This is a genomic window from Micrococcus sp. TCR-5, assembly GCF_052220525.1.
Classification (GTDB): domain Bacteria; phylum Actinomycetota; class Actinomycetes; order Actinomycetales; family Micrococcaceae; genus Micrococcus; species Micrococcus luteus.
Genome location: NZ_JBQPDO010000025.1, coordinates 1 through 11,482, shown reverse-complemented (window position 1 = coordinate 11,482; position 11,482 = coordinate 1). Strand labels below are relative to the sequence as shown.

10 protein-coding genes are annotated in these 11,482 nt (G+C 70.0%); 4 read left to right on the top strand and 6 right to left on the bottom strand.

All coding sequences use genetic code 11. The features are described from left to right. Positions 1–324: 324 nt before the first annotated feature. Both ACTSKS_RS10670 and ACTSKS_RS10665 read left to right on the top strand, forming a co-directional pair. Entirely contained in the window at positions 325–735 is a 411-nt protein-coding gene (locus ACTSKS_RS10670; protein WP_267714269.1) for a four-helix bundle copper-binding protein, read from the top strand. Between the two features lie 96 nt (positions 736–831). Beyond that, positions 832–1,716 (top strand): fructose bisphosphate aldolase, encoded by an 885-nt coding sequence (locus tag ACTSKS_RS10665; protein ID WP_267714267.1) that lies wholly within the window; start codon positions 832–834, stop codon positions 1,714–1,716. Between the two features lie 106 nt (positions 1,717–1,822). Here ACTSKS_RS10665 and ACTSKS_RS10660 read toward each other — a convergent pair whose 3' ends face one another. From ACTSKS_RS10660 to ACTSKS_RS10635, 6 genes are all read right to left on the bottom strand, one after another. Further along, positions 1,823–2,878 (bottom strand): type II glyceraldehyde-3-phosphate dehydrogenase, encoded by a 1,056-nt coding sequence (locus ACTSKS_RS10660; protein WP_002854314.1) that lies wholly within the window; start codon positions 2,876–2,878, stop codon positions 1,823–1,825. A gap of 88 nt (positions 2,879–2,966) precedes the next feature. Then, positions 2,967–3,686, bottom strand: a complete 720-nt coding sequence (locus ACTSKS_RS10655; protein WP_230278239.1) for a DUF305 domain-containing protein — start codon at positions 3,684–3,686, stop codon at positions 2,967–2,969. Positions 3,687–3,745: 59 nt separating this feature from the next. Beyond that, the gene (locus tag ACTSKS_RS10650) at positions 3,746–5,983 is read right to left on the bottom strand and encodes a copper-translocating P-type ATPase (RefSeq protein ID WP_113913950.1); all 2,238 of its coding nucleotides are present in this window, start codon (positions 5,981–5,983) and stop codon (positions 3,746–3,748) included. A 75-nt stretch (positions 5,984–6,058) separates the two neighbouring features. Next, a complete protein-coding gene (locus ACTSKS_RS10645; protein WP_002854303.1) occupies positions 6,059–6,388 on the bottom strand; it encodes a heavy-metal-associated domain-containing protein in 330 nt (109 codons plus the stop codon). A gap of 97 nt (positions 6,389–6,485) precedes the next feature. Next, complete coding sequence (locus ACTSKS_RS10640) at positions 6,486–7,628, bottom strand: sensor histidine kinase (RefSeq protein WP_002854301.1); 1,143 nt, start codon at positions 7,626–7,628, stop codon at positions 6,486–6,488. After that, positions 7,625–8,350 (bottom strand): response regulator transcription factor, encoded by a 726-nt coding sequence (locus tag ACTSKS_RS10635; RefSeq protein WP_036340673.1) that lies wholly within the window; start codon positions 8,348–8,350, stop codon positions 7,625–7,627. The genes ACTSKS_RS10640 and ACTSKS_RS10635 overlap by 4 nt, the downstream gene beginning before the upstream one ends. Positions 8,351–8,506: 156 nt before the next feature. Here ACTSKS_RS10635 and ACTSKS_RS10630 point away from each other — a divergent pair, with 156 nt between their 5' ends. Together ACTSKS_RS10630 and ACTSKS_RS10625 are read left to right on the top strand one after the other, a co-directional pair. After that, positions 8,507–9,373 (top strand): F510_1955 family glycosylhydrolase, encoded by an 867-nt coding sequence (locus tag ACTSKS_RS10630; RefSeq protein WP_036340675.1) that lies wholly within the window; start codon positions 8,507–8,509, stop codon positions 9,371–9,373. 612 nt (positions 9,374–9,985) lie between these two features. After that, the coding region (locus tag ACTSKS_RS10625) for a multicopper oxidase family protein (protein WP_442927547.1) at positions 9,986–11,482 on the top strand (1,497 nt) is incomplete at its 3' end.

Sequence of the window (11,482 nt, the reverse complement as noted above, 5' to 3'; positions counted from 1 at the left end):
GGCGGCCTCGACGCCCCTGGTCGGATCGCATAAGCGCTCTTCCCGACACCGACCGTCCGGTCCGACAGGATCCACGTTGAGGCGAGCCCTGCTGGTCCTCCCCGTCGGCGTGGTCCTCAGGGCCGTCGGCCGGGCTGAGGGGCGGCTGGTCACACCTTCGTCATCCCTGCCCGTAAAGGAGTCCGCGGGCCTCCGTGGCCGGCGATCTTCACGGAACCTTCAAGGTTGAGCCCTTCACCCGCGTCGGCGGGGCGGTCTACGGTCGATGGCAGGGCGGGCCGGCGAAGGCCGGTGCGTCGGATCAGATCGACGAAGGAGCACATCATGACCCATCACGTGAGCGCCATGCTGGACACCTACCCAAAGAATGTGGGCAACATCGACCGGCAGAAGCTGGCCGAGTGCATCCAGGCCTGCTTCGAGTGCGCCCAGACCTGCACGGCCTGCGCGGACGCCTGCCTGGCCGAGGACATGGTGGCCGACCTGAGGCAGTGCATCCGGTTGAACCTGGACTGCGCCGATGTTTGCGCCGCCACAGGCCGGATGCTGTCCCGGCAGACCGGCAACAACGTCGAGACCACCCGCGCCCTGCTCGAGGCCTGCCGGGCCGCCTGCAAGACGTGCGGGGACGAATGCGAGAGCCACGCCCAGATGCACGAGCACTGCAAGGTGTGTGCCGAGGCCTGCCGCCGGTGTGAGCAGGCCTGCGTGGACCTGCTCGTCACCCTGGGTTGAGCCTGCTGATGACCGTTCCCCCTTGAGGGCGGCCAGTCGTCCATGACGCGCGCAGGGAACCCGGACCACCGTGCTCCCTCGCCGCGGAAGGCTCCCATGGACTCGGAGAAGTATCAGAGGGTCAGGAACGGTGCCGGATTCGTCGCGGCGCTGGACCAGAGCGGGGGCAGCACCCCGGCGGCCTTGCACCTCTATGGGATCGACAAGGATGCCTACTCCGGCCCAGAGGAGATGTTCGACCTGGTACACCAGGTGCGCACACGTATCATCACCAGCCCCAGCTTCGACGGTGAGCGCGTCATGGGGGCCATCCTGTTCGAGAACACAATGAACCGCCAGGTGGAGGGTTCCCCCACGGGCGACTACCTGTGGAACAGCAAAGGCATCGTGCCCTTCCTCAAAATCGACCAGGGCTTGGCCCCGGAACAGCAAGGCGCCCAGCTCATGAAACCCATCCCGCACCTGGATGACTTACTGTCTCGAGCCGTCGAAAAGCACATGTTCGGGACGAAGATGCGCTCGGTCATCAAGCTGCCCGGGGACGGGGTGGGCTCCGTCGTGGAGCAGCAGTTCGGGCTCGCCCGTCAGATCCTCGTTACCGGGCTGGTGCCCATCATCGAGCCCGAGGGGGATATCCGCAGCCCCCGCAAGGCCGAGGTGGAGGACCAGCTCAAGGCGGCAATCCTCGCCCAACTGGACAAGCTCGGAGACGACCAGTCGGTCATCCTTAAAGTGACGCTGCCGGAGCGGGCGGACTTCTACCGCGAGTTCGTGGACCATCCCCGAGTGATCCGCGTCCTGGCCCTGTCGGGCGGCTATACCCGGGCCCAGGCCACCACCCTGCTGGCCCGCAACCACGGCGTGATCGCCAGCTTCTCCCGCGCCCTGACCGAAGGGCTGAGTACGGCCCAGAGCCCAGCGCAGTTCAATGCGGTGTTGGATGAGGCCATCAACGCGATCGCGACGGCCTCTCGCACCTGACCGGAGGCCATAGGACCGCTGCGGTAGTCCGCGGCCGCCGAAGCGGTGTCCGACCACCCCCCATTCCTGGGGCCGGGCACCGCCTCAGCGGCGTCTGCCGCGCAGTTCAACGGGCAGCCACCGAGGAGCGCACGAAGTCCTGGCGCACCCCCAAGGCGCGGTCGGTGCGCCGGATGGACTCGCCGCCGTCGTCGACGGTTCCGGTGAGGGCCCGGATCGCGTCGATGTTCTCGGGGACGACGATCGCCTGGTTGTCCACCGTGTAGGTGTAGTACAGCTCGTTGCCGTCCACGGTGAGGATGTCTTCCCAGAGGGCCACCTCATACATATCACCCCGGGGCCGGCCCAGGTCCTCCATGAGTTCCACGGTGCTATTGACCGCCACGACGCCGTCCGAGCGCCGGACGAAGGCGATCCGCGGCATCGCCCGGAACGCCTCCAACACCTCCTGCTTCTCGGCCGGGCGGGTGAGCTCGATCGTCCAGTAGTGCAGGTGGTTCTGAGTGTGGGCTCCCTTGGCGGCCATGGTGACCACGTCCAGGTCCGGGACCACCGACTGGGCGTCGGGCCCCTGATGGCTGGGGATTCGGCCCTCGGGGACGATGGTGTTCATGATCCCCGAGTGGTCCGATTCCCACGGATCGGTGGCCCGGCGGATGAGCACCCCCCGGGCCTTGGACAGCAGTCCGACGTCCTTCAGCGCGGTAAGGGCCCGGACGGTGGCGGTGGTATTGCAGGACACCACCCGGGTGCTGTCCCGGCCCAGGGCGGTGGCGTAGTTGGCGTGGGCGACGAAGGAGTGGCCGGTGAGATCGTGCTTCTCCCCGCCCTGGAACACGGATTTGACCCCGTGGGCACGGTAGAGCTCCAGGTTGCCGGCGCCCACCTGGGCCGGGGTGCAGTCCACCACGACGTCAACGTTCTCGAGCAGGTCGTGCAGGCCTCCGACGACGGGAAGGCCGGCATCCGCCATCACCGGTAGGGCCTGCTCGGTAGAGGCGTAGACGGGGATACCCTTCCCGGCCGCAGTCGCGATCCGGTAGTCAGCGATGACGTCACTGACTCCGACCAGCGCCATGTCCTCCTGGGCCCGGACCGCGTCGGCGACGCGTTTGCCGATGACCCCGTACCCGTTCACCGCGACCTTGATCTTGTCCTGCATGCTCGTCTCCTTTCCTGGAGGACCCGTTCCGGTTTCGGGGTCTATCGCCAGCCGCGTCTCACCGGATGCCCGCAGCGGACGACGGTGCTCAGAGCTTGTCGAGCATCTGTTGCATTTCGGTGATCTCGGCCTCCTGGTCGGCGATGACCTGCTCGGCGAGCTGCACGGCCTGCGGGTTCTGGCCGTCCTCGACCTCGTCCTTGGCCATGTCCACGGCGCCCTTGTGGTGGGCGGTCATCTGCTCCAGGTACAACCGGGCGGCCTCGGTGCCCTGGGCCTGCTCCAGGGCGGCCATGTCCTCCTCGGACATCATCCCGGACATCCCGCCGTGGTCCATGCCCTCCATACCGTCCGTGTCCACGGGGTCTTGGCCCCAGGCGGTGAGCATGGCGTTCATGCGCTCGATCTCCGGGCCCTGGGCGTCGATGACCTTCTGGGCGAACGCGGCCACCTCCGCCGGGACGTCATCCTTGGCCAGCAGCATCTCGCTCATCTCAACGGCCTGCTGGTGGTGCGGGATCATCATTTGGGCGAACATCACGTCCGCGTCGTTGTGCTCGGCGGAGACCTCCTCGGCCGAACCGGTCGCCGTGGTGGACGGTGTCGCGGTGGCCGTGGCCGCAGGGGTGGCGGCGGGGGCGGAGCTGGTCGCGGTGGCCGTGGCCGCAGGGGTGGCGGCGGGGGCGGAGCTGGTCGCGGTGGCCGAGGCCTCAGCGCCGGCGTTCTCGTCCTGGGCGCCGGTGCCGCAGGCGGTCAAGGTCAGGGCGGAGGCCAGGGCCAGGGCGGTCAGCGTCATGGTGCGTTTCATGGTGGGTCCTTCCACAGTGGGTTGAGGGTTCATATCAGAGTTAGCGCCAAGAGGCGCGATCAGGAGGTCGCGGGTTGAAGGGCAGCCTGCGACCGGGGGCGCTCGAGAGGAGCCAGGTGCTCCGGGTCCAGGTCGATCCGGCGCAGCAGCTGGGCGTTGAGGGCCACCACGATGGTGGAGACGGACATCAGGATCGCGCCCACCGCGGGGGAGAGCACGAACCCGATCGGGGCGAGCACGCCGGCGGCCAGCGGCACGGCGAGCACGTTGTAGCCGGTGGCCCACACCAGGTTCTGGATCATCTTGGTGTAGCTGGCCTGGGAGAGCTCGATCATCGACAGCACCGCGCGGGGGTCGTTGCTGGCCAGCACAACGCCGGCGGACTCCATGGCCACGTCGGTGCCGGCGCCGATGGCGATGCCGACCTCGGCCCGCGCCAGCGCCGGGGCGTCGTTGACGCCGTCGCCCACCATGGCCACGGACAGTCCCCGGGACTGCAACTCGGTGACCTTGGTGTCCTTGTCCTGGGGGAGGACCTCGGCGAAGACCTCGTCGATGCCCAGGTCCGCCCCGACGGCCTCGGCGACCTGGCGGGCATCGCCGGTGATCATCGCGACCTTGATGCCGCGGGCGTGCAGGGCGGCCACGGCGGCCCGGGACTCGGGGCGGACCTTGTCCTCCACGGCGACCGCGCCGATAACGGACCCCTCGCGCAGCACGTGCAACACCCCGGCCCCGCGCGCGGTCCAGGAGGCGGTGTGCTCAGTGATCTCCGCCGGCATGGTCAGGTTAAGCTCGCGCAGCATGTTCGGGCCCCCGACGAGGATCTCGGAGCCGTCCACGGTGGCGCGCACCCCGCGGCCCATGGCAGCACTGAAGTCCGTGCCGCGCTTGCGCAACGTGCTGGCCTGCGGGTGCTGCCCGGCGGCGGTGACGATGGCCCGGGCCACGGGGTGCTCGCTGTCAGCCTCGGCCGCGGCGGCCACCGCCAGCAGTTCTGCCTCGGACACGCCGGGCATCGCGGTGACGGCGGTGACGACGTGGGCGCCCTCGGTCAGGGTGCCGGTCTTGTCGAACAGGACCACGTCGATGGTGCGCATCCGCTCCAGGGCCATCCGGTCCTTGATCAGGACCCCGGACTTGGCGGCCTTCTCCGTGGAGAGGGCGATCACCAGCGGGATGGCCAGGCCCAGGGCGTGCGGGCAGGCGATCACCAGCACGGTCACGGTGCGGGTGACCGCGTCGGTGGGCTGGCCGATCGCGGTCCACACGATCGCGGTGATGATCGCCGCAACCAGGGCGAACCAGAACAGCAGGGCCGCCGCCCGGTCGGCCAACGCCTGGGCGCGGGAGGAGGATTCCTGGGCGTCGGCGACCATCCGCTGGATCCCGGCCAGGGTCGTGTCGGTCCCGACGGCGGCCACCTTCACCCGCACGGTGTTGTCGGTGGCCACGGTCCCAGCGACCACCGTGTCCCCGGCCTGGCGCAGCACGGGCTTCGACTCCCCGGTGATCATCGCCTCGTCGAACTCCGCGGCGCCCTCGAGGATGGTCCCGTCGGCCGGCACCCGGGCCCCGGCCCGCACTAGCACCACATCGCCCACGGCCAACTCGGTGATCGGCACGGTGATGGTGTCACCGTCCACGACCTTCTCGGCCTCCTCCGGCAGCAGCGCCGCCAGCGCGTCCAAGGCGGAGGAGGCCGCGCCCAGGGCGCGCATCTCCATCCAGTGGCCCAGCAGCATGATGACCACCAGCAGCGCCAGCTCCCACCAGAAGTCCAGCATCAGGTCCCCGATGCCCAGGGTCGTGACCCAGGAGGCGACGAAGGCCACCGTGATGGCCATCGCGATCAGCAGCATCATCCCGGGCTGGCGGGCGCGCAACTCGGTCAGCCCGCCCTTCAGGAAGGGCATGCCGCCATAGAGGTAGATCACGGTGCCCAGCACCGGGGCGATCCACGCCGAGCCCGGGAACTCGGGGACGTGGTAGCCCAGCAGCTGCCCGACCATGTGGCTGAAGAACACCACCGGGATAGAGAGCACCAGTGAGACCCAGAACCGGTTCTTGAACATCGCGGTGGAATGCCCGGCGTGCTGACCGTGGTCGTGGACCTGGTGGTCCTCGTCCAGGGCCGAGTGGGCGTGGCCCTGGGGCATGGCCTGCCCGTGGGTGGCCGCGTCCGCGGGGTGGTGGGCGGCATGGTCGGTGTGGTTGGCGTGGCCGGCGTGGGGGTTCGGGTCTGGGTGTTCGGCGGTCTGGTCGGTGGGGTGATCGTGGTGGTGCGGGGTGCTCATGGTGTTCCTTCTGCTCGGCGGTCTGTTCGGCGACCGGCTCGGCGGTGGGGCGCCGACCTCGAGGGGATGGGTCGGTTAGATCCGGACGCGGTAGCCGGCCGCTTCGATGGCCGTCCGCACGGAGTCCGCGGAGGCGGGCCCGGTCACGGTGACGGGGGAGGCCCCGCCGGCGACCAGTTCGACCCGGACATCGTCCACCCCGTCCAGGGCGCTCACGGCCTCGGCGACGGAGCCCACGCAGTGTCCGCAGGTCATGCCCTCCACCTGGTAGGTCGCGTCGCCGGCGCTCGTCCCGGTTGGGTCGGCACTCTGGTGCCCGGCGGGGGCGGTGGCGTCGGCGGCTGGGGCGCAGCACGAGCAGCCGTTGGTGGCCCCCGGCAGCGGGGTGCGGGCGGATTCGGTCATGACGGTCTCCTTCAGGTCTGAGGGCGGCGCCGGACGGCGCCTCTCCTCTTGGTATATACCCCCCAGGGGTATCATTCAAGGGGTGGAGCGCCGGTGTTCACGGTGGATAAACGGGTGCGCCGGTAGGTGGGCTGGTCGGGGGCTGCTTGGTGGGCAGGTCGATGGTGAACGTCGCCCCGGCCGTGGTGGAGGTGGCGCTCAAGGTGCCGCCGTGGGTCTGGATGAGAGCTCGGGAGATGGCCAGGCCGACCCCGGAGCCGCCGTGGTCACGGTCGCGGGCGGTGTCCCCGCGGTAGAAGCGTTCGAAGACGTGCGGCAGGTGCTCGGGAGAGATCCCCTCCCCGGTGTCGGTGACGCTGAGCGTGACCCCGGACGGGCTTTGTCGGGCCTCGAGGGTGACCCGGCCCCCGGCCGGGGTGTGGCGCAGGGCGTTGGTGAGCAGGTTGCCCAGGACCTGGCCCATGCGCTGGCGGTCCACGTCCACGGCCAGGCCCGGATCGGCGTCCATGGTCAGGGCCACGCCCTTGGTGGCGTAGGCCTCCTTGTGGGCCTCGGTCGCGGCATGCAGCAGCCCGCTGACCCCTTGGGGGCTGCGGTCCAGTTCGATCCGGCCCTCCTCGGCGCGGGAGACGTCGTTGATGTCCTCCACCAGCCGGGTCAACCGGGCCAGCTGCTCGCCCATCAGCTCACCGGTGGGCTCGTCCCAGTGGGACACCCCGTCTTGCAGGGCCTCGTGGTAGACGGTCAGCACGGAGACGGGGGTGCGCAGCTCGTGGGCCAGGTCCGAGAGCATCCGTCGACGGGTGTCCTCGGTGCGCTGAAGCCGTGCGGCCATGGTGTTGAAAGACCCTGCCAGCTCCTCCACCTCGGTGCCGGCGCCCATGGCCGGCACGCGGGTGTCGTACCGTCCACCGGCCATGGCCTTGGCCGCCTGGGTCAGGGCGTTGATCGGACTCTGGATCCGGCGGGCGACATGCCAGGTCAATGCCAGACAACAGATCAAGGCCGTGGCCAGGGCCACGCCCAGGGTCCAGAAATTGGCGTCCCGGTAGGCCTGCTCCACGTGCAGCATCTGGGCTGCATCGTGTCCGGCCCCGGCCTGTTCCAGGTGCTCGTGGAACAGTGGTGGGCCGGCCAGGGAGGCCACCACCACCGCGGCCAGCACGCTGGCCCCCACCACCAGCAGCTGGGCGAGGAAGAACCGGGCCGCTAATCCTTGGTAGCGCCGCCGGCCGGTCATTGCTCCGCCATCCGGTAGCCGACCCCGCGGACGGTGTCGATATAGCGGGCCGGGTCCGCGTCGAGCTTGCGGCGCAGGTTCTTGATGTGCACGTCCACGAGCCGCTCATCGCCCACCCAGGCCGGGTCCCAGACGATATCGATCAGCTGGCGCCGGGAGAAGGCCTGGTGCGGGCGCCCCGACAAGGCGGCCAGCAGGTCGAACTCCGTGCGCGTTAGTTGCACCACCTGGCCCGACACGCGGGCCTCGTGGGCGGCCAGGTCGATGACCAGGTCACCGCAGACCCGTTCCGGTTCGGGGGCTGACACCGTTGTGCGCGGCCGGCGCATGACCGCCCCCACCCGGGCGACCAGCTCCCGGACGCTGAAGGGTTTGGTGATGTAGTCATCGGCCCCCACCGCCAATCCCTCCAACCGGTGGTGCTCATCGCCGCGGGCGGTGAGCATCAGCACATAGCACTCGGAGAAGGCCCGCACCCGCCGGCACACCTCGATCCCGTCCAGCCCGGGCAGGCCCAGGTCCAGGACTATCACGTCGGGCTCGTGAACCCGGGCGGCCTGCACTGCGGCCGGGCCGGTGTGGGTGAGGGCCACCTCGTAGCCGGCCCGCTCCAGGTAGGTGGCCACCATGCGCGCCAGCGGCTTCTCGTCATCGACCACCAACACCCGGCCGGCCGCCGGACCAGTCCCAGTGTCAGTCCCAGTGCCAGTGCCAGAGTTCATGGGTCCAGTCTCGCTCTGTCTCGCGCCCCGGCGGCTCAGAACGGTGCCGGGGCGGGGAATCTTCATCGAATCTTCAAGGCAAACCGCCCCATCCCGGCGCGTCACCGGCCGACAATGGTAGAAGCCCCGCCTTTTGGCCCGGGGCGGAAAGGCTCCATGACCCCCCTGACCCGCAGAACCCTGATCGCCGGCGGGCTGACCCTGCTCGGCGCTGGCACCCTCACCGCCTGCGCCGCGCCGAACCCCGCGACATCCCCGGCGGCCGGCACCGGCACGCAGGGCACCGGCACGGCCATCACCCACGTCCATGCCCTCACCCGGGACCCCGAGTCCGGTGAGGTGCTGCTGGCCACCCACCAGGGCCTGTTCCGGCTCCAGGACGGGGAGCTGACCCAGGTCGGTCCGGTCGTGGACTTCATGGGTTTCACTCTGACTCCCGAGGGCCGCTACCTGGCCTCGGGTCACCCCGCGCCGCGCACCGACCTGCCCGAGCCGCTGGGCCTGGCCGAGTCCACCGACCGGGGCCAGAGCTGGACGGTGCTCTCCCGCGGCGGCGCATCCGATTTCCACGCCCTGGCCGCCGGCCCGAACGGGGTCCTCGGCTTCGATGGGCAACTGCGCGCCAGCACCGACGGCCTCACCTGGCAGAGCCTTGAGATCCCCGTCGCCCCGGCATCGCTGGCGATCTCCCCCAAAACCGGGACCGTGCTGGCCACCACCGAAACCGGCATGTTGCGCTCGACCGACCACGGCGCGACCTGGACCACCCTGGACACCCCCCAGCTGATGCACCTGGTCGCCTGGGCCGATGACACCACCGCCGTGGGCGCCGGCACCGAGGGACACCTGCTGACCAGCACCGACGCCGGCGACACCTGGACCGCCAGCGACCGCCCGGTCGGCACGGCCACCGCCCTGGGAACGGGCATCACCGACGACGGGCAGACCGAAGCACTGCTGGTCGTCGGCTCGACCGTGCTGTCCACCACGGACGGCGGGAACACCACCGAATCGCTGCTGTGACCTCCCCCCGCCGCCCCCTGTCCGGCTGGCCCGCCCTTCGAACCGTTCTGGGCACCCTCGTGTTGATCCTGGGCCTGCTCGGGATGCACGCTGGTACGGGCACCAGCGCGGCTTGGGCCGCCACCGCTACGGCCGCCGCCACAACTGTTCATCACCTCGGGCCGGGCGCCATCGGTCCGGCCGGCATGGTGCCCGAGGTCGTGCTCCCGGCCGAGCCTGCCGGGGATGAGGCAGCCGACCCCGGGCTGCCGGTCTGTGCCCTGGAGGCCGTGGACGATACCTGCGCCTCGGCCCTGACCAAGGCACCTGTCGTGTCCCACTTGGCCTCCCGGGCCCTCCTGCCTAGCCCCGGTGGGGGACTGACCGCACCACCCCTGCCCTGGGTTGCCCATTTCCGGCCCCCGTGGACCCTTCACTGGCTCAACTGGCCGTCAGCCGCACCTAAAGCCCCCGGCCGCGCCCCACCGGTGAGCGCAGGGTCCGCCAATACCTCCGGGTGACAGCGGCACGCAGCCCCGGTACGCCACCGGCCTCACCCAGCAACTGATCAGCCATGCCCGGCCCCGTCGCGCCCGCCTGCGACACGGGGCCGGATGACGGAAAGAAGAACCGATGACCTCCTCACTGACCACCCGCCGCACCTTCCTGGGCGCCTCCGTCGGGGCCCTGGCGCTGGCCGGGCTGGCCGCCTGCGCCGATCCCGTCATCAGCCCCCAACCGTCAGGGCGCATCCTGCCCACCGACCCGCTGGTCGCCGAGTACGAGAAACGACGCGCCGCCTCGGGCACCACCGTCACCGACCGGCTCTCCGCCGCACCCCTCGAGACCTCCCTCCAGGGTCGGGGCCTGACCACCTGGGGATACAACGACGGCCTCAACGGGCCGCTGCTGCGCGCCCAGACCGGGGACCTGCTCAAGGTCAGCGTCGCCAACGACCTGCCCGAGGACACGAGCGTGCACTGGCACGGGCTGGCCCTGCGCAACGACGCCGACGGAGTCCAGGGGGTGACCCAGGACCCCATCGCCGCCGGAGGACGCTATACGTACGGCTTCCGGCTGTCCCATCCGGGCACGTACTGGTACCACTCCCACTTCGACACCCAGCGCGAACGCGCCCTGTACGGGGCCCTGATCGTCGAGGACCCCAACGAGCCCCTCAGCTACGACCAGGAATGGGTCGTGATCCTGGACGACTGGCTCGACGGGATCACCGGAACACCGCAGGACGTCGTCGAGGAACTCTCCGCCGGGATGGACATGTCCGGCGACATGGAGGGCATGGCCGGCATGGCGGGCATGGACCACGGGTCCATGAGCCAGGACAGCTCCTCGGGCATGCCCATGAAGCACATGCTCATGGGCGCTGAGAGCGACTATCTGGGCGGGGACGCCGGCGACGTGAAGATCCCCGTGCACCTGTTCAACGGCCGCCCCCCATCCGACCCGGACACCTTCTCCAGCACCCCGGGCAACCGGATCCGCCTGCGCTTGATCAACGCGGCCGGAGACACCGCCTACCGGGTCGGGATCCCCGGCCAGGAACTGACCATCACCCACACCGACGGGTTCCCGGTCCAGCCCCGCCAGGCCGATGCCGTCGTCCTGGGGATGGGCGAACGCCTGGACGTGCTGATCACCCTCGGCGACCAGGCGGTGCCCGTACTGGCCCTGCCCGAGGGCAAGACCGGCCACGCCTACGGCATCATCGCAGCCGGTCCAAAGACCACGCTCTCCGGTCGGCTCCCACAGACCCTGGGCGGAACCGTGCTCGATGGCAGCCGACTGAAGGCACACGAATCCGTCCTGCTCCCACCCAAGGACCCGACCACGACCCACGGGGTACGCCTCACCGGATCGATGATGGAGTACGACTGGGGCATCAACGGGCGACGCTTCGACCCGGCCAACCCCTTCGAGGGCGCCTTCGAACTCCGGTTGGACGAACGCGTGCGGGTCACGATGACCAACGACACCGACATGTGGCACCCCATGCACCTGCACGGCCACACCTTCCAGCTGGCCGACCATGGCGCCCGCAAGGACACGGTCATCATCAAACCCCGGCAAACCATCGTCTTCGACTTCGAGGCGGACAACCCGGGCCAGTGG